Source organism: Pseudophaeobacter flagellatus, assembly GCF_021228235.1.
GTDB classification, from domain to species: Bacteria; Pseudomonadota; Alphaproteobacteria; order Rhodobacterales; family Rhodobacteraceae; genus Pseudophaeobacter; species Pseudophaeobacter flagellatus.
The window spans coordinates 240,405-258,400 of record NZ_JAJQRG010000003.1 but is presented as its reverse complement, the minus strand read 5'-3'; the positions used below and the strand labels follow the sequence as shown (position 1 = coordinate 258,400).

Below are 17,996 nucleotides of genomic sequence, written 5' to 3'. Positions count from 1 at the left end.
CCTCCTAGCGATTGCGATTGCCACGGCTTAAAGCCCGCGACAGCTGTGCCGCGATCTGGCCGCGACTACGTGCAAACCCCTGCACATCCGGCGTGGTGACATTTACCACCACCGATGCACCGCCCCCCTGGCTGCGCACGCCCAGGCTGCCATCCGCACCCCGGCTCAGCGGTAAAATGGCCTCGGGGCCTGCCTCTCCCATCAGGCCGATGCCGCCGCGCATGGGGAAACTGGTTGCAGAACTGACCACGCCGCCACGGGCAAAGGGCATCACCTGCCCCTGCGAGAATGCCGCCCCTTCGGCAAATGGCAGCAGCCCGCTGATGAGATCCCCCACACCTTTTGACACCAGCCCACCGACATGGTCCGTGACGGGGCGGATGGCGGCATTATAGGTGGTGCGCATCAGCGATTGCGCCAGTCCATCCAACGCCGAAGACAGGCTATCCCCATCAAAGACCACCTGTTCAAACGACCGCCGCAGCCCCCGCGACAAGCCACGTTCCAGGGTTTCGACATCCTTGCCGGTGGCCTCAAAGGCATCGCGCACCCGGCGCATCTCGGCCTCAAAATTCGCGGCCATGCCAGCGGCATCACCCAGCGAGTCTCCAAGGGCTTCGCTTTGCAGCTCAAGCGCGGCGATATCACGACTGTCAGCCATGGTGATTTCCTTTCTCCATCAGGCGCAGGCCTGTCGATTGATCTGAATACGGCAGAGCGGCGATCCAGCGGATCAGCTGTCAGCGGGCATCGGCGGCGTATCCGGAAAGCGGCGCATCAACTGCTCTAGCCGCGTGCGGTTCAAGCTGGGCGCGCCGCCCTGCGCGCCCAAGAGCAGCTGCAACTCCATCGGCGTCAGATCCCAGAACACGCCAGGCGGCAGACGCAGCCCGCCAAGCCCCGCGCGCATCAGGCCGCGCCAGTCCAGCCCATTCATGTTCTGCTGCCGGGGGCGGTATCTGCGCCCTCTGCTTCAGGCAGGGCAAAACTGCGGGCCAGCAGCTCTGCAGCGGCACGGGCCGCCGCCACTGGCCCGCCTGCGATCTCTGCCTGCGCCAGATCCGAGGCGGTGAAATCACAGCCGCCCCCCTCTAGTCCGGCGGCCAGCAAGGCCAGAATATCCGCCGCCGAAAACCCACCCGTTTCAAAACGCTGCACCAGTTCGACCAGCGTTCCCACCTGCAGTTGCGCCTCTAGCCGGGCCAGCGCACCCAGCGACAGGCGCAGAACAAAGGGTCGGCCATCCAGCGTCAGCGTCACCTCGCCGCGCCAGGGATTTGCACCAAAAGGCTGCATGGCTCAGACCGCCACAAAGGTCAGCGCCCCGGCGCTGGACAGAGACAGCTCATAGGTGGCCTCGCCGTTGTGGCTGCCGGCATAGTCCAGCGAGGTGACCTGAAAGGGACCTTCGACAATGCCAAAATCAGGGATCACCACCTGAAAATCAGGGGTAATGCCGTCAAAGAACAGCTGGCGGGCGCGTTCATCGGTGGTGTCATCGCGAAAGATCCCCGAACCGGAAATAGACGCCGACCGCACCCCGGCCCCCGCCAGCAGCTCGCGCCAGCCACCCTGGCTTTCAAGGCTGGTCACATCGACGCTCTCGGCGTTGAAGCTGATCCGCGTGGCGCGCAGCCCCGCCAGGGTTTCGAACTGACCATCGCCGGTCATGTCCACCTTGATCAATAGATCCTTACCATTTTGGGCAGCCATTGCTGTGCTCCCTTTCGTGCTAGAGTTATCGTGTATTGGGTGTTGCGCCCCCTCTGGGCGCAGCGGCGGTCAACTGTCGTCGACCCGGGCGGCAAACATCAGGGTTATGCTGCGGCCGCCAGCCTCCAGGCGTTGGGCGGTTGCCCGTTCGAACCACAGCCCCACCAGATGACCACGCGGCAAGACCAGAGCCGCATCGATCAGCGCGTCACAGATTGCGCCTGCTGCCTCTTTGGCGAGGCTAAAGCCTGCGCTGCTGGTAAAGACGCTGATGGTAAAACGATGGCGCGCGCCAGCGGCACTGGCATCCGAACGATCCACCACCTCTTCCGAGCCAAGAACCGCATAAAGCTGCGGCAGGGTGCCGCTGGGCAGTGCATCAAACAGATCGCTCCCCAGCGCGGCACTAACCGCCGGATCTGCGGATAGGTGCTGGAAAACAGCCTGTTGCAACCCGCTTGCAAGCGCATAGGTCATGGGGCCACCTCCTCGATACAGTGACAGACAAGATAGCGCCCCTGCGTGTCTGCTTCGCTGACCGCCTCGATCAGAAACAGGCGCTGCCCCTCGCGAAAGCGCTGGCCGGGCCGCGGGCGTGACAGGGCGCCCTGCGGGCTGGCGCGCAGGAAAATTCGATGGCGCTGCAGTGACAGGCTGGTACCATCCTGGCCGGTTCGACGCCCGGCCTGTGACACCAGATCGGCCCAGACCGTGCCAAGGGGGGCCCAGCTCTCGCTATAGCCGCCCGCCCCATCGCTGAGCCGCTGCGGATCCTCCAGAACCAATTGCCGGTTGGTATTGGGCGGTTTCTGCCGGGTCATGCGCCACCGCCAAGCAACAGGCGTACCTGCCGATAGCGTTCGACCAGGCTGACCACTCCAAAGGGCATGCAGCCGCCATGCAGGCCAGTATCGTTGCGGTATTCGTAATAATGCGCCGCCAGCATCAAAACCGCTTGGGCCAGATCCTGCGAGAGCGCGTCCCAGCTGGCGGCAAAACCAGCTGTCATGCCAATTTCAAGGCGGCCGCCCGAGGGCACGTGCGGCAGACAACTGCCCTGTGGATGCAGCCTTGGTTGCTGGCTGTCACTTTCTAGCCGGACCACATCAAGGTCCAGGGCGGTACTATTGCCCTGGGCATCAGACAGGGTCATCGCAGTGATCGCCACCACTGGCGCAATCGGCAAACTGGCCGCATCCGTGCGGCGCCACCTGGACACCACCCACAAGAATTCTCTTTGCAGCAGGGCTTTACCGCTGCGCTTTTCAATGGCCGCCAGGGCTGCGCGCAAAAAGCCGATCAACACGCTATCCTGCAGGGTTCCCTCGCCAAAGCCGGTTCCCAGTCGCAGGTGCGCCTTGAAGGCCTCCAGTGGCAATGCCGCGTCGGGCACTGGCGTCACTTCGCTCAACATCATCTTCAACTCCGCAGGCTCAGAACCCCAAGATGTCCCAATCTGGTTCAGCGGGTACGCAAAGCTCTCTGCCGCTCGGACGGAGGGGGAGCAGCTAGACGACAAAAAGCCAGGAAATGCGTACCCGCTAGGGAACCGGGCTGCCGGTTCCCTACTCGGTGAAAGCCTTAGCTCACACCGAATTTCAGCAGCTTGATGGCAGCAAAATCACTGACATCACCGCCAACGCGTTTGGTGGCGTAAAACAGCACATGCGGTTTGGCGCTGAAAGGATCGCGTAACACCCGCAGATCGGGCCGTTCAGCGATGGTATAGCCGGCGGCAAAATCGCCAAAGGCCAGCGCCAGGCTATCCGGGGCCGCATCCGGCATATCTTCGGCAATCAGCACCGGATAGCCCAGCAGGCGGGCGGGTTCCCCAGCCGCAAGACCGTCAGACCATAGGAAACGCCCATCGGCATCCTTCAGCTTGCGCACCAGACCGGCGGTTTTGGAATTCATCACAAAGCTGGCATTGGCGCGGTACTGCGCCCCCAAGGCGTAAACCAGATCGATGATCGCATCACCATCGCCAATGCCGCCAGCCTCGCCCGAGGCCACATAGCCAAGAGAACCCCAGCTCCAGCTGTTGTTTTCAACCGTTGGATGGGTCAGAATGCCGGTGGGCTTGTCGACGCCGTTGCCCAAGATAAAGGCCGCCGCCTCGGCCCGCGAAAATTTGTCAGCGATCCGCCCGGCCAGCCAGCCCTCGATATCAAAGGCGCTGTCATCCAGCAGCCGCTGAGAGGCCTTGGGCAGGGCGCTCAGCTCGTGCAGGGCGATGGTGATGCGGTCAATAATCGGTGTGCCGCTTTCCACCGTCGGATCACTTTCGGTGGCCCAGCCCGCCCCAGTATCACTGTGATCGATCAACACATCAAAAGAGGTCGCCTCGACGCTAACCACCGTGGCCACCGCCCGAATAGAGGCGGTCGATTGCAGCACAGATTTGACCGTATCGGCAGTCTGCGGATCCACCAAATAACCGCCATCGCTGTTCACGGCGGTAGAAAGCGCCTTGCTCTCGGGCAAGAGGCCACGCAGGGCGCTGTCATCGCCGGTGCGGATATAGCCACAAAAAGCCTTGTGATGCGGTGCCTCGGCAGTGCTTGCCGCTGCAAGATGCGGGCGGGCTGTGCGGTGTGTCTTACGATCCAGCATGGTCATTCGCTCTTCCGTCTGTTCAAACTTTACTTTCATAACGTCCTGAAATCCTTTGAATTCACGCAAGAAACCTGAAAATGCTTCGGTAACTTCCTGCGTCAAAGGTGCTGCCTGACCGGCCATGGCCGGGGTATCCCTCTTGGTCATTTGCTGTCCTGTCTTGTTTGGTGATGGGAAAGCTTTGCGCGCGACAACTGGCGGCTGGCACGGCGCAGATCTGCCGCCAAGGCCCGCAGGTTTTGATCCGGCGCATCAGACTGCTTGGCCGTTACAGGGGCGCAATCCTGCGGTGCGATGCGGGCGGTTGGCAGCATCGGGAAAGTCACCAAGGACACCTCCCACAGCTCAACCTCGGTCAGAACGCGCCTGCCACTGTCACCCTGGCGGGCCCGTTTGGTACGATAGCCAATCGACAGCCCCTCGATCGCCCCTGCTGCGATCAATGCCGCGGCCTCGCCGCCACGTGCGATTTCTGTCAGCAATCGCCCCTTGACCCAAAGCCCGCGGCTGTCCTCGCGCAGTTCCTCCCATACGCCGATGGGTTGCATTGGATCATGCTGCCACAGCATTTTGACCCGGCTGCCACTGGCCTCCAGCGCCGAGATCGAAGCGCCATAGGCGCCAGCGGCAACCACATCGCCCCCCTGATCTACTGCGCCAAACAGGCTGGCATAGCCCTGGATCACGCTATTGTCCTGAACCTTCAGCATCTCGCCGAAACGCGAGAATTTATGTTCAAAATTCGGCTCAACCTACATGAGACACCTCTTTTAAATTATTGATTTTACGTATCAGCTGGAAGAAATTATGGATTGAAACGCCTGCGCAAGGATCACCGCAGCCACGCCATAGACCGTCAACCACAGGCGACGCTCCAGACGTTCCAGCAACTGCTCCAGTTGCTCTTGTCGGCGCGTCAGCGTATCCAATTGAATCTGGATCACCCTCTCATGGGCCGACAATCGCAACCCCGGCGCGCAGTCAAAGGGGGGCATGGGATAATCAGCCATCCAACTCTCCTTCCGGCAGCACCGGCAGGCCCAGGAGTTTGCGCTTTTCCGCCTGGCTGAGGAACGTGGCCGAACTGATCCGACGCCATTGAAGATCCCGCTCTTCCGAGAGCGCGGAAACTTGATCAAGGTCGGGCTTCAACACAATGGTTTCGCGGCCATATCCAGAAATCCAATCCGATAGCGCCGCCGTCACCCGCGTAACCAGAGGCAGCACTGTCAATCGATAGAACGCGCGATTGGCCTCTTGGTAATTGGCATAGGCGGCATCCCCCGGCAGCCCCAGCAGCATCGGCGGCACGCCAAAGGCTAGGGCAATTTCACGGGCTGCGGCCTCTTTGGTTTTCTGAAACTCCATATCCGAGGGCGAAAACCCCATGGGCTTCCAGTCCAGCCCACCTTCCAGCACCATCGGCCGGCCAGCATTGCGCGCGCCTTGAAAATTGGCCTCGATTTCTTCGCTGAGACGGCGGAACTGATCGTCAGACAGCACGCCCTGCGCATCAGAACCGGCCCAGACCAGCGCGCCCGAGGGACGGGCGGCATTGTCCAGCAGCCCCTTGGACCACTGCGAGGCCGTGCTATGCACATCCAGCGCAAGTGCTGCCGCCTGCATCGGGGCCAGACCGTAGTGATCATCCTGCGGATGGAAGTTTTTTAGATGCAGCACGCTGCCGCGCCCCGCCTCGCAGGGGAAGCGATGCTTGCGCCCGGCCACAGTGTAATCATAGGCCTGTGGCCAGCCGTCGGCACCGGGAACAATCGACATCCGGTCCGGACGCAGCAGATGCAATTCGGCGGGCCAGTCAGTTTCATCGCTGACCGCCTCGACATAGGCATTGCCCGCCAACAGCAGGTTTCCAAACAGGGTTTCAAAGAAATCCTGTCGGGCCTGCGCCGCATTGGGGCGCGCGATCAACGAGAGCAGCGGATGGGTCTCATAGCGCTGGCCTGCATCCTGCAGCACCAATGGCAGGGCCGCTGCCGCCTCGATCACCATCCGGACAGCGCGAAAGCCAACCGGATTGCCGATATAGCCCATCTGCGTCAGCGAGGTTGCATCCCTTGGGATCAGGCTGGTGGCGGTGCCACCCTGCCAGGCGATGGCACGGGCGGTGCTCGTGGCGGCGGCACTGGCCTTTATCTGATGCGCCGCATGGGGGACGGGTTTGCCACCCGATGCCGCCGCGCCTGAAGTCGCGGTGCCTGCTGTCTCACGGGGCCATTTCTTACGCCAAGGTAGGTCAAACCCCATGGGCCACTCCTTTGATCCATCATCCGGGCACAGCGCCCTTTGCTGGAGAAAAGATATGATGCCCGGGTCTGAATATCCGCCGAGCCCCCCGTCCGATCCGATTGCAACACATACTGCATTGGCTTGTTTTTGCTTGGATTTCCAACAACCCCGCTGTTGCAACCGCTGCCCCTTGGGCTAGACCATGCGCGCCCTTGGCAGGCGTATTTGTGCGCCAGGTCCCAGAATCAGCTCATGGATGGACCAGACCAGCGCATCCACCCGATCCGGCGAGCCCTGCCCCTGAAACCCCTGTGGCGTCATCTGACACATCTGCTCTTCCAGTTCGGCCAGGCCGGGCATGTGATGCACCCGCCGCTGTTCATACAGTGCCGCCACCGGCTCTGCCCGCACCACCTTGCCCCGCGTGGCGTGTACTGCGCGAAAGGGCACAAGCGGATCCACCTGCCGCAACAGGTTCTCCACCAGGGCGCCGCCCTGATTGACCTCGGCCACCACCCGGTCGGCTGAAAACTCTTGGTAGGCAGCAACCACCGCCTTGGCCCAGGACAGCGGCCCCTGGCCCTGCACGGTCCGATCTGCCAACATATAGGCCTGCCAATTTTGCAGCGGCCCCTGCACCACCGCCCCGGTAACAATGATGCCGCAGGCATCCGAGGCCTTGCCCGCGCTCACCGCCGGATCCACAGCCACGACCACCCGATCCAACGCGGGCGGTGCCAGAATCTGCAGCTCAGCCAATTGAGCCGCACGCCAGATGGCGCCTTCCACCTCGCTAAGCAATACGCCGTCCAATTCCTGCCGCCCCAGCCGCGAACCCGCATAGCGGGCGCGCACCTCTGTCAGGAAAGAGGATGCAAGATTGGCCCGGTTAGCCTCTGTTGCCGCGTGGCTCTGCACAGTTGAGGATGCGGCGAGCAGATCGCGCAGCACCGCCACATTGCGCGGCGTCGTGGTGATACAGACGCGTGGATCCTCCCCTAGTCGCAGCGAGAACTGCAGCATATCCCAGGCCTCTCGTGCGCGGCGCCATTTGGCCATCTCATCCACCCAGGCAGTGTCGAACTGCGGCCCGCGCAGCGCCTCGGGGTCATGGGCGGAAAAGGCCTGCGCCATCGCGCCATTGGCCCAGATCAGCTTGCGCTCTCCTGCTTTCCATTGTGGGCGACGATCCGGCGGCGAGCAGGCAAGAATGCCGCTGTCGCCCTGAATCATCACATCACGAACCTGATCGTAGGTCTCGCCGATCAAGGCGAGCCGTTGCGCCCGACCAGCCACCAGCGGCGTGGCACCTTCAACCTGATCGCGGATCCATTCGGCCCCGGCGCGGGTCTTGCCGGCACCGCGCCCACCCAGAATCACCCAACTGCGCCAATCCCCCGGTGGCGGCAGTTGATGCGGATGGGCCCAGGCCTCAAACAGATAGGGTAGCGCGCGCAGGGCGTTGTCAGTCATCTCCTGCATCAGGGTTGTCTGCAGCGAGGGAGGCGCGCAGGCGATCCAGGCGGCGGCTGATTTCAATGCGGGCGGCGGCAAGGTCAATGGCATAGGGGTCGTGGGTGCCTTGGTCATTTTGCTCGGCAAGGGTTTTCTCCACTTTCTGGCAATCTCTGATAAGCCCCTCAAGCTTGGCGATGCGCGGCAGGGTCGCGCTCAGCGCCGCTTCGCCGCTGTCGGCAAGGCGCAGCTGCAAGTCTTCGGCTTCGTGACGCAATCGCAGGATAGAGCGCTGTAGAGAGCGCAGCAGATCCACCGTGCCCTGGGCCTTTGGCTCCGGTTCTGTCTGGGTCATGTGAGTTATCGCACCTCATGCATAGGGGAATCCCCGCATGACAGAAAACAAAGCGCAGCACCTATTCCGCCTGATGTGTCAGGTAATATGGGCGGTACCTGCGCAACCGTCTTCCCCTAGCTGCCGCGATAGTCAGCCGTAAAACTGTCAAAAAGTCAAATCAGCTCAATTCCCAAGCGCCCGAAGACAAAAGGAAAAATTAACGCTTGGCCACAGGCGCCACAGGGTTCAAGCCCCATTCAGGCCGTGTCGGCGGCAGAACCTGCCCCAGAACGGCAAGACCCGCCCCGATCTTTTGGCGGGGGCGGGTCTAAATCTGGCCGGGATCAAACGGGCGGCAAGGCGCGGTCTCAGTTGCTGCTGCGCTCTGCTTCGATCTTGCGCCATTTGGCAACGTTGCGATTATGCTCTTGCAGGGTTTGCGCAAAGGCATGTCCGCCCGTGCCATCGGCGACAAAGAACAGATAATCGGTCTGATCCGGGTTCACTGCAGCCTCAAGGCTGGCGCGCCCCGGATTGGCGATTGGTGTCGGCGGCAGCCCTTCGATCACATAGGTGTTCCAAGGCGTTACCTTGCGCAGCTCACTTTGACGCAGGCCCCGGCCCAGCACACCTTCGCCTTTGGTCACGCCATAAATCACGGTGGGGTCGGTCTGCAGGCGCATGCCCCGGTTCAAACGATTGGTAAAGACGCTGGCAACCTGGCCGCGTTCTTCTGCGACGCCGGTTTCCTTTTCGATAATCGAAGCCAGAATCAACATCTCTTCGGGCGTTTGAACTGTCGCATCCTCGCTGCGGTTTTCCCAGGCGGCCGCAATCAGCAGCTCTTGGCGCTCCTGCATCTGCTGCAGCACGTCACTACGTGACTGGCCGGTCGTGATTTCATAGCTGTCAGGGGCCAACATGCCCTCGGCAGGGCGCTCTCCGGCATCACCATCCAGGATATCAATGCTTTGCAGCGCATTCACCACCTGCCAGCTGGTCACCCCTTCGGCCAGCGCCACACGAAAGCGGGTATCGGCGGCAGATTTCAGGTTTGTGAAAACCTCTGGCACCTCATCCACGCCGATTTCAAAATCAGCCCGTTCAACAAACTTCCCCGAGGCAGGGTCCAGCTCACGCACTTCGGCCCGCAGCCGGGTGACGCCAACGCGGTAGACGACCTCGGTGCCGCAGGTGCTTGCCCCGCCCAAAGTGATCTGCTCCAGGATCTGCTCCATCGAGGTGCCCGGCTGTACCAGAAAGCTGCCCGCCTTTAGCTGGCTTGATTTCTCGGTATATTTAGCGCTTAGCCGAAAGATCGCACTAGATGAGACAGCGCCCTGCTGTTCCAGATCAGCACTGACGCGAGTCATGTTTGAGCCAGGGCGCACCTGCAGGCAGATCGCAGTTTCCAACGGCCCTTCGACGGTGTACTGCGACTTGCCCCAAAGGATGAGACCGCCCAAAAGAAACAGACCCACCACCAGGACAGTCAGCATGTTAGAGGCTAGACTACGCCACATTTATTTAGGTTTCCCAAAGACAACAGAAGCATTGGTGCCGCCAAAACCAAAGGAATTGGACAGGGCGACATCAATTTTGCGCGCGCGTTTTGCATTGGGGGCCAAGTCGATGGCGGTTTCTACCGCTGGGTTATCCAGGTTGATGGTCGGCGGTGCGACCTGATCGCGGATCGCCAGAATAGAAAAGATCGCCTCGATGGCGCCAGCAGCCCCCAACAGGTGACCCGTTGCGGATTTGGTCGATGACATGGTGACATTGCCCGCATGATCTTCCAGCATCCGCTCCACCGCGCCCAGCTCAATGGTATCCGCCATAGTCGAGGTACCATGCGCATTGATGTAATCCACATCCGCAGGCGTAAGCCCCGCATTCTTCAGCGCGGCCCGCATGGAACGCTCGCCGCCTTCGCCGGTCTCTGACGGGGCGGTGATGTGATAGGCATCGCCGGACAGGCCATAGCCCAGCACCTCGGCATAGATCTTGGCGCCACGGGCCACGGCATGGTCGTAGTCTTCCAGCACCACAACCCCGGCACCTTCGCCCATGACAAAGCCATCGCGATCAGTGTCATAGGGGCGCGAGGCCCGTTTTGGATCATCGGCATATTTGGTCGACAGGGCCTTGCAGGCGTTAAAGCCGGCAATGCCGATCTCGCAGATAGCCGCTTCGGCACCGCCTGCAATCATCACATCTGCATCGCCGGATTTGATTAGGCGGGCCGCATCGCCAATGGCATGCGCCCCAGTGGAACAGGCCGTGACAACCGAATGGTTCGGACCTTTAAAGCCAAAGCGGATCGACACCTGTCCCGAGATCAGGTTGATCAGGGCCCCCGGGATAAAGAAAGGAGAGACCCGGCGCGGGCCCTTTTCCTTGATCATCACCGCAGTATCGGCAATCGAGCTGAGCCCGCCAATGCCAGAGCCAATCATCACGCCAGTGCGTTCCAGGCTTTCGGTATCCTCGGGCGTCCAGTTGGCGTCGCGCACGGCCATATCAGCGGCGGCAATACCATAGAGGATGAAGTCATCGATCTTCTTCTGATCTTTCTTGATCACCCAATCATCAGGATTGAAGCTGCCATCTGATCCGTCACCGCGCGGGACTTCGCAGGCATATGTGGTGGTGACACCACTGGCCTCTGCGTCAAACAGCGTGATCGGTCCGGCACCAGACTGGCCATCCAACAGGCGCGACCAGGTCTCTTCAACCCCGGTTGCCAATGGTGTCACCAATCCCAATCCGGTTACAACGACTCGACGCATTCCGTGCTCTCCTCTGCCTCGGCAATTCGCAACCAGATAGCTTGGATTGCCCTAGGGGTGCAAGTGCGCCGATAGAACGTATCGGCGCAGAATGGCAAATAACAGAGCCCACGCCAGGCCAATCAGAGTAACAATACTGCGGCAATCCGGGTCCGCCAAGGGCGCCGCCAGACGACCGAATTTCTGCCCTGCGCGAAAGCCAAAAGCGGGACGGCCATATGTGACCGCCCCGTCCGGCACCTGCTGCAAGCCATCGCCTGCAGCAGGTTCATTAAATAAATTCAGCAATTTCTTCTGGTTGCGGCTGGGCAGCCTTCAGCGCATCTTCCAGGGTGAGCGTCTTGCGAAACAGCGCCCGCCCGACCAAGGCCCCGGAAATATTGGACAGGTATTTCAACCGCGACAGATCATCGACACAGCGCACGACACCGCTGGCGATCACCGGCGCCTGTGCCTTGGCAGCCAGCCCCGAGATCAGCCCCAGTTGCGCATCCAGATCGGACATATCACTGTCGATATCGGTGACAATAATACCTGCAAAGGGGGCGGCACCAAAGGCCGCGATATAGCTTTCAGGTTCAAAAGCGCCGGCTTGGCGCCAGCCTTCGGTCATCACCTGGCCCTGCCAGACATCCACCGCCAGAACAATCTGATCCGGATACTGTTTCGCCATCTCCCAGACCAGAGTAGGATCAAGCGCGGCCAGGGTGCCAACCACGACACGTCCTGCGCCCTGTTCGATCCAACTCTCGATGCTGTCCCGGCTGCGCATGCCGCCGCCCAATTGCACCGGAATACCAGCGACGCGAATAATTTCAGCCACCAGTTCTTTGTTGCTATCGTCGCCCTGGATGGCGTTGAAATCGGTCAAATGCATCCACTCGGCACCTGCTACGGCAAATTCCTTTGCCTTTTCAACAGGGTCCACATGCCAGATCAGCGGTTCCTCTAGCCGGCCCTTTTCCAGAGTGACGCAGCGCCCGTCTAACAATTCCATTGTCGGAAAAACCATCATCTCCGAAGCCCTCCTAGTTGGTCATCTTAACACGCTACCACAAAATCGGGGCGCGCAGGATAAGCATCGTTCAGAAGAACAAAAAGGGAGAGACGCAAAACGGCGCTTCCACGATGGAAAGCGCCGTCAAGGCAATCACATTAAAGTGATAACGACTTAGGAAGCTTCGGTGATGAACTTCACTGCGTCACCAAATGTCTGAATGGTTTCGGCCGCATCATCAGGGATCTCGATGCCGAACTCTTCTTCAAAGGCCATGACCAGCTCAACGGTGTCGAGGCTGTCAGCGCCCAGATCGTCGATGAAGGACGCGTTTTCGGTCACTTTTTCTTCTTCAACACCCAGGTGCTCTACAACGATCTTTTTTACGCGGTCTGCGACGTCGCTCATGTCATTTCCTCGTTCTTCAGGGCAGTCTGCCCGGTTTTTGCCCTTACCCGCTTGGGGTGGCATGATTTTGCCCGATGCGGGCGGTTCGGCTCCCAGAAACGAGAGCTGCCCGATCGCTGCCCCCAAGCGAGGGAAACGTCAGGACGAATATGGGCCGCCTATAGCACAGACCAGCCCGGAGGCAAATGGTTTCGCACCATGGGCGTGGCCCGGATTATGCTCTGTGTCAGGCGACCCAGATCTGCAGATGGCGCGGCGCGGCCCCAAGAACAAGAGCCGCCCAACAGTTTTCATGGACCCTATTGATATAAAGAGCATATTTCCAACGTACGGAAACAATTTTTTGCGCAAAATAGCGTATTTTTGCAACATTTCTCCGCTCGTTTCAGGTGGTAAAACAAACAGGGAATGGCGCAAAATATCGCCTAGATCATCGCCATTCCGCCGTTCACATGCAGGGTGCTGCCAGTAACATAGGCGGCCTCATTGCTGGCCAGATAGAGCGCGGCTGCGGCGATTTCTTTCGATTCCCCCATCCGTGCAGCGGGAATCTGGCTGAGGATCGCGTCCTTCTGGGTCTCATTCAGCTTGTCGGTCATGGCAGTACCGATGAAACCAGGCGCAATCGCGTTCACGGTGATACCGCGACTGGCGACCTCATAGGCAATGGATTTCGACATGGCCACCATGCCGGCCTTGGCCGCCGCATAGTTGGCCTGACCCGGGTTTCCGGTGGTGCCAACGATGGACGAGATATTGATGATCCGCCCCCAGCGCGCCTTCATCATGCCACGCATTACACCCCGGCACAGGCGCATGGTTGATGTCAGGTTCACATCCAGCACGCTTTGCCATTCCTCATCCTTCATCCGCATGAAGAGATTGTCTTTGGTAATTCCGGCGTTGTTGACCAGAATATCAACGCTGCCCATGGCGGCGGCGGCCTGCTTTGGCAGCGCTTCAACGGCCTCGGCATCGCTCAGATTGCAGGTGACGACATGCGCGCGGCTGCCAAGTTCTTCGGCCAGGGCCTGCAATGGGGCCTCGCGGGTGCCGGACAGCGCCACAGTAGCACCAGCCCCGTGCAGGGCGCGGGCGATATCGCCGCCAATGCCACCAGAGGCGCCGGTGATCAGGGCATTTTTGCCAGTCAAATCAAACATATATATTCCTCAATTTCAGAGTTGTCGCAGCCAGGAAAAGCGCTTTGTTGCCTGGCCACGCAAGGCCGGTCTGCCCTCGGTAAAGCCCGCGGTTTCAGGCGTCCTTTAGGGCAGCAACGGCTTCGGGGGTGCCAAACTGACGGCTGCTGAGGCTGCGGTCGATCTTGCGGATCATCCCCGACAGCGCCTTGCCCGCACCGATTTCCCAGAATTCCGTAACCCCCCTGGCACCCATGTTCTGCACACTTTCGCGCCAGCGCACCGAGCCGGTCACCTGTTCGACCAGCAGCTGGCGAATCTCGGCAGGATCGCTGACCACATCGGCGCGGACATTGGCCACCACCGGCACCGCCGGGGCAGAGATTTCAACTGCGGCCAGGGCTTGGGCCATAACATCGGCGGCGGGCTGCATCAGGGCGCAGTGGAATGGCGCGCTGACCGGCAGCATCACGGCCCGTTTGGCGCCTCGGGCCTTGGCAATCTCGGCGGCACGTTCAACCGCGGCCTTATGGCCCGAGACAACCACCTGTGTAGGATCATTATCATTGGCCGCCTGGACCACTTCGCCAGGCTGGGCAGCCTCGGCGGCGATGTCTTGAACGGTGGCAAAATCCAGCCCCAACAGGGCCGCCATGGCACCAATGCCCACCGGCACCGCGCTTTGCATCGCTTCGCCACGGGTGCGCAACAGCCGCGCCGTATCCGCCACGGAAATCGCCCCAGCAGCGGCTAAAGCGGAATATTCCCCAAGCGAATGGCCCGCGACACAGGCGGCCTGATCAATGGTCACGCCTTCGGATTCCAGCGCTCGCATCGCCGCCATAGAGGTGGCCATCAGGGCCGGCTGGGCATTCTGCGTCAGGGTGAGAGTCTCGATATCGCCCTCCCAGATCAGCTTGCTGAGGTTTTCCCCCAGGGCCGCATCGACCTCATCAAAAATGGACCGGGCCGCCGGGTAGGCCGCCGCCAGCGCCTGCCCCATGCCAATGGCCTGGGCGCCCTGGCCGGGAAATACAAATGCGATCGTCATATAGACCCTCATGCTTCACTGTCGTTTTCCCCGGTTTAGACGCAGCGACGCAAACGTACAAGAGAACTGCCACGCCGCGCAGTCGCGTCGCGCAGCGACATCGCCCTGTGCGACCCCCTGCACAGGGGCTGTTTGCTGGCGGACATAGCCAGCCATTGCATGACCTACGGGCATCGCTAGAACTAGACACATCAAGACACCCCCAAGCCCGCCCCCTTGGCCAATCGGCGATTGGCAGACACTGATTTTTGCAAAAGGAACACCCCTCCCCGTGTCCGCAAACAATACATTCTCCAGCTATGGCAGCATCACCAAGAGTTTTCACTGGTTGACCGCGCTCCTCCTGATTTCCGCCGTCCTGCTTGGCCTGGTGGCCAATGATCTTGCCCATCAGATCGAAAGCCCCAGCTTTGATGGCTCACCCGATGTGATATCACGGGCAGTTCTTCTGTTTTCGCTGCACAAAACCATCGGGATCGCTGCCTTCTTCACCGCAGTTGCACGAATTATCTGGGCCCTGTCCCAACCAAAGCCCGGCCTGCTACACCCGGAAAACAAGCCTGAGGCCCTGGCCGCCGAGGTGGTGCATTGGCTGCTCTATGGCGCCATGGTGGCCACGCCACTGACCGGCTGGATCCATCACGCGGCCTCTACTGGTTTTGCCCCGATATGGTGGCCCTTTGGGCAGGATCTTCCGTTTGTCACCAAATCCGAGAGCCTCTCTGAGCTGTTTTCCATGCTGCACTGGATGTCCTCGACAACGCTGCAGATCACCTTCTTGCTGCATGTGGCTGGCGCACTGAAACATGTGGTGATCGACCGCGATTCCACGCTGCGTCGGATGTTGCCCAATTCTGGCGATCTGCCGCTCCCACCCAAACAGCAGCACAGCGCCCTGCCTGCGGTGCTGGCCCTGGTGATCTGGAGCGCGGTTCTTGGCTCTGGCGTGTTTCTGGCACAGCAGGCGCATGACCAAAACGGCCAGGGCGCGGACACAGCCCAAGTGGAGACAGCGCAAGCCCCCACCACAGGCAACTGGCAGGTCGAAAGCGGCAACCTCGCCCTGACGATCCAGCAAATGGGCAGCGCAGTCAGCGGTGAATTTGCCACTTGGCAGGCCGAGATCACCTTCGACGCGCCCGACAGCCCAGGCCCCGCAGGCCAGGTCGCAGTCGAGATTGACATCTCCTCGCTTTCGCTTGGAACCGTGGGGGATCAGGCCATGGGACCGGATTATTTTGACACCGCCACCTACCCTACAGCCCAGTTTGACGCCCAGCTGGAAAAGACCGGGACCGGGTATCAGGCGGTGGGAGAGCTGCGCATTCGCGACAAGAGCCAGCCGCTGATCCTGCCCTTTACGCTGGACATCAATGGCGACAGCGCCAAGATGCATGGCCAGACCACTGTCAACCGGCTCGACTTTGATATCGGCAAAGGCACACAGGACGCGGGCACTCTGGGCTTTGAGGTTGTTCTGGATATTTCCCTGACAGCGCAAAAAACCAACTAGGCCCCGACGTTTTACAGATTCCTCTTGCTAAAACGCGCGCCTTCCCCAAGCCTCGCTTGGGGAGGTTTCTTATAGTCAAACCTCTATTCCAGCGTAGCCTCCTGCCCCCACCTTCAGTTCCTTGGGCAACCTAGCCCCGCCAGGGCATCCGGTGCGCACGACCGCAAAGTGCCAAAATGCAAAACGCCGCCTGCCCAAGCGGCAAGCGGCGTTTCATCTTGTCTGCTTGGTTCAGAAAAGGCGCTTATTCGGCCTTCATCGCCTCGATAGAGATCATCACGGCAACTTCGTCGCTTACATAGGGGGCAAACTTTTCCAGCCCATAGTCAGAACGTACCAGAGTGGTGGTTGCATCAAAGCCCGCCCAGGGCTTGCCCGCCATCGGGTGATTGCCCGCCTGGTTCAGCGTGGCATCCAGTACCACGGATTTGGTCACACCGTTCAGAGTGAAATCACCAGTGATCTCGGCAGTATTTTCACCGGTCACCTTGATATCGGTCGATGTAAAGGTGATCTGCTCCTCTTCGGTTGCTTCAAAGAAATCTTTGGACATGAAGTGATCAAAACGGGCCTGCCAGCCAGTCAACATTGAGGACAGTGGCATGCTCACCGATACGCTGGAATTGGCGGGGGCCTCTTGATCGAACATGATCTCGCCTTCAAAGCCCGAGAACATCCCTGTCGTTGTCGAATAGCCCAGGTGATTATAGCTAAAGACCACCTGGCTGTGACCGGGATCCAGAGTGTATTTTTCGGGTGCTGCCAGGGACGCCGTCGCGGTAAGGCCGGCAAGTGCAGAGGCGAGAAGGATTTTTTTCATTGCAAGAGGCTCCATTGGAGAAAGGATAGCGGACAAGATGTCCTTTTAGTGTCCCGGCAACCTGTGTGCTGTGCTGTCAAAAGAAAAGCGACATTTTCCAACATGATCTGTTGAGAAAAGAACAAAGCCCCTGCGAAATGCGCAAAAGGCCTTTGTATCAGGGCAATATGGCGCCCCCCGCCTATGTGCATCACAGCATCGTGAAGCTTTAGCTGAATAGCTGCACCGCGCCGCTCAGCTGATCGCGCAGCTGGCTACGGGCTGCCGCAGAGCCCAGGGGCAGCTCAACCAGCAGGCTACCATCGCGCTCATATAACTGTACCGCACCTGCGCTCAGCCGGGCACCGCCAAGGCTGTCATAGCTACGCCGCAACACCGTTTTGGGCCGCCCGCGCGTATCTCGTCGCAAGATCCGCAATTCTTTGTGCAGCGGATCAAAACAGGCCTCTGGCTGGTTGCGCATATCCTGCACCGTCATCAACACCACACCCAGGACAAGAACAACAACCGCAGCACCAATCTTCAAAAGGCTCAGTTCCGGATCCGCAACATTGCCAGGAAACAGCCAGAGCCCACAGGCCCCCACCACCATGGCGACCCCCAAGCCGCGCAGCAAAGCGCCGCGTGCGCACCAATTGGCCTCAAACCGTAAGACCAGCGGCATCGCGCTTGCAAAGGCCTGAGCCTGTTGCAACCGACTTGCGCCGGAAGCGCCACCAAAGGGGGGCACCGAAAATCGCGCGCCATACTCTTGGCCAAGGGTGGCTTCGCCGGAAATGCCCATCTCATACCTCAAACTGTCTAAAACCCGCTGCCGCTCTGCCCCCCCTTAGGGTTCAGTCAAGCGGCAGCAATTAACGCTTCATTAACCAAGGTTGACGAAATCAATGCGGCAGCAATACGGCGCA

22 protein-coding genes are annotated in these 17,996 nt (G+C 60.3%); 1 reads left to right on the top strand and 21 read right to left on the bottom strand.

What is annotated here, in order from left to right; all coding sequences use genetic code 11:
- Positions 1 to 4 precede the first annotated feature (4 nt).
- The 19 genes from LRK71_RS07650 to fabD all read right to left on the bottom strand — a co-directional run bounded on the left by LRK71_RS07650 (position 5) and on the right by fabD (position 14,755).
- A complete protein-coding gene (locus LRK71_RS07650; protein WP_232402329.1) occupies positions 5 to 661 on the bottom strand; it encodes a phage tail tape measure protein in 657 nt (218 codons plus the stop codon).
- A gap of 72 nt (positions 662 to 733) precedes the next feature.
- Positions 734 to 937 carry a rcc01693 family protein gene (locus LRK71_RS07645; protein ID WP_232402327.1) on the bottom strand — a complete coding sequence of 68 codons (204 nt, stop codon included), beginning with the start codon at positions 935 to 937 and terminating at the stop codon, positions 734 to 736.
- Positions 934 to 1,296: a GTA-gp10 family protein gene (locus tag LRK71_RS07640; RefSeq protein WP_232402325.1), complete on the bottom strand. Its 363-nt coding sequence runs from the start codon at positions 1,294 to 1,296 to the stop codon at positions 934 to 936. The genes LRK71_RS07645 and LRK71_RS07640 overlap by 4 nt, the downstream gene beginning before the upstream one ends.
- Positions 1,297 to 1,299: 3 nt before the next feature.
- On the bottom strand, positions 1,300 to 1,713 hold the full coding sequence (locus LRK71_RS07635) for a phage major tail protein, TP901-1 family (RefSeq protein ID WP_232402323.1): 414 nt from the start codon (positions 1,711 to 1,713) through the stop codon (positions 1,300 to 1,302).
- 69 nt (positions 1,714 to 1,782) lie between these two features.
- Positions 1,783 to 2,190, bottom strand: coding sequence for a DUF3168 domain-containing protein (locus LRK71_RS07630; protein ID WP_232402321.1), 408 nt, complete (start codon positions 2,188 to 2,190; stop codon positions 1,783 to 1,785).
- A complete protein-coding gene (locus LRK71_RS07625; RefSeq protein WP_232402320.1) occupies positions 2,187 to 2,534 on the bottom strand; it encodes a head-tail adaptor protein in 348 nt (115 codons plus the stop codon). Before LRK71_RS07625 ends, LRK71_RS07630 begins: the two co-directional genes overlap by 4 nt.
- Positions 2,531 to 3,130 carry a head-tail connector protein gene (locus tag LRK71_RS07620; RefSeq protein WP_232402318.1) on the bottom strand — a complete coding sequence of 200 codons (600 nt, stop codon included), beginning with the start codon at positions 3,128 to 3,130 and terminating at the stop codon, positions 2,531 to 2,533. The genes LRK71_RS07625 and LRK71_RS07620 overlap by 4 nt, the downstream gene beginning before the upstream one ends.
- 164 nt (positions 3,131 to 3,294) lie before the next feature.
- Positions 3,295 to 4,476 carry a phage major capsid protein gene (locus LRK71_RS07615; RefSeq protein WP_232402314.1) on the bottom strand — a complete coding sequence of 394 codons (1,182 nt, stop codon included), beginning with the start codon at positions 4,474 to 4,476 and terminating at the stop codon, positions 3,295 to 3,297.
- The gene (locus tag LRK71_RS07610) at positions 4,473 to 5,039 is read right to left on the bottom strand and encodes an HK97 family phage prohead protease (RefSeq protein ID WP_232402311.1); all 567 of its coding nucleotides are present in this window, start codon (positions 5,037 to 5,039) and stop codon (positions 4,473 to 4,475) included. The genes LRK71_RS07615 and LRK71_RS07610 overlap by 4 nt, the downstream gene beginning before the upstream one ends.
- 81 nt (positions 5,040 to 5,120) lie before the next feature.
- Positions 5,121 to 5,339, bottom strand: a complete 219-nt coding sequence (locus LRK71_RS07605) for a GTA head formation protein, RCAP_rcc01685 family (protein ID WP_232402309.1) — start codon at positions 5,337 to 5,339, stop codon at positions 5,121 to 5,123.
- Positions 5,332 to 6,594 (bottom strand): phage portal protein, encoded by a 1,263-nt coding sequence (locus tag LRK71_RS07600; RefSeq protein WP_232402308.1) that lies wholly within the window; start codon positions 6,592 to 6,594, stop codon positions 5,332 to 5,334. Before LRK71_RS07600 ends, LRK71_RS07605 begins: the two co-directional genes overlap by 8 nt.
- Before the next feature lie 177 nt (positions 6,595 to 6,771).
- Positions 6,772 to 8,058: a DNA-packaging protein gene (locus LRK71_RS07595; RefSeq protein ID WP_456300280.1), complete on the bottom strand. Its 1,287-nt coding sequence runs from the start codon at positions 8,056 to 8,058 to the stop codon at positions 6,772 to 6,774.
- Positions 8,042 to 8,386: a recombinase gene (locus LRK71_RS07590; RefSeq protein WP_232402307.1), complete on the bottom strand. Its 345-nt coding sequence runs from the start codon at positions 8,384 to 8,386 to the stop codon at positions 8,042 to 8,044. Before LRK71_RS07590 ends, LRK71_RS07595 begins: the two co-directional genes overlap by 17 nt.
- Before the next feature lie 350 nt (positions 8,387 to 8,736).
- A complete protein-coding gene (gene mltG, locus LRK71_RS07585; protein ID WP_232402306.1) occupies positions 8,737 to 9,891 on the bottom strand; it encodes an endolytic transglycosylase MltG in 1,155 nt (384 codons plus the stop codon).
- The gene (fabF, locus tag LRK71_RS07580) at positions 9,892 to 11,157 is read right to left on the bottom strand and encodes a beta-ketoacyl-ACP synthase II (RefSeq protein ID WP_232402305.1); all 1,266 of its coding nucleotides are present in this window, start codon (positions 11,155 to 11,157) and stop codon (positions 9,892 to 9,894) included.
- A 271-nt stretch (positions 11,158 to 11,428) separates the two neighbouring features.
- The gene (locus LRK71_RS07575; protein ID WP_232402304.1) at positions 11,429 to 12,172 is read right to left on the bottom strand and encodes a 1-(5-phosphoribosyl)-5-[(5-phosphoribosylamino)methylideneamino]imidazole-4-carboxamide isomerase; all 744 of its coding nucleotides are present in this window, start codon (positions 12,170 to 12,172) and stop codon (positions 11,429 to 11,431) included.
- A 156-nt stretch (positions 12,173 to 12,328) separates the two neighbouring features.
- Positions 12,329 to 12,562, bottom strand: a complete 234-nt coding sequence (locus LRK71_RS07570; RefSeq protein ID WP_009808171.1) for an acyl carrier protein — start codon at positions 12,560 to 12,562, stop codon at positions 12,329 to 12,331.
- 425 nt (positions 12,563 to 12,987) lie between these two features.
- Positions 12,988 to 13,725 (bottom strand): 3-oxoacyl-[acyl-carrier-protein] reductase, encoded by a 738-nt coding sequence (gene fabG, locus LRK71_RS07565; protein ID WP_232402303.1) that lies wholly within the window; start codon positions 13,723 to 13,725, stop codon positions 12,988 to 12,990.
- A gap of 94 nt (positions 13,726 to 13,819) precedes the next feature.
- Positions 13,820 to 14,755: an ACP S-malonyltransferase gene (gene fabD / locus LRK71_RS07560; RefSeq protein ID WP_232402302.1), complete on the bottom strand. Its 936-nt coding sequence runs from the start codon at positions 14,753 to 14,755 to the stop codon at positions 13,820 to 13,822.
- A 271-nt stretch (positions 14,756 to 15,026) separates the two neighbouring features.
- On the opposite strand from fabD, the gene LRK71_RS07555 reads away from it, so the two are divergent.
- Positions 15,027 to 16,268 (top strand): cytochrome b/b6 domain-containing protein, encoded by a 1,242-nt coding sequence (locus tag LRK71_RS07555; RefSeq protein WP_232402301.1) that lies wholly within the window; start codon positions 15,027 to 15,029, stop codon positions 16,266 to 16,268.
- 244 nt (positions 16,269 to 16,512) lie between these two features.
- Here LRK71_RS07555 and LRK71_RS07550 read toward each other — a convergent pair whose 3' ends face one another.
- Together LRK71_RS07550 and LRK71_RS07545 are read right to left on the bottom strand one after the other, a co-directional pair.
- Complete coding sequence (locus LRK71_RS07550) at positions 16,513 to 17,088, bottom strand: YceI family protein (protein ID WP_232402299.1); 576 nt, start codon at positions 17,086 to 17,088, stop codon at positions 16,513 to 16,515.
- Between the two features lie 208 nt (positions 17,089 to 17,296).
- Positions 17,297 to 17,872: a hypothetical protein gene (locus tag LRK71_RS07545; RefSeq protein ID WP_232402297.1), complete on the bottom strand. Its 576-nt coding sequence runs from the start codon at positions 17,870 to 17,872 to the stop codon at positions 17,297 to 17,299.
- Positions 17,873 to 17,996: the final 124 nt, after the last annotated feature.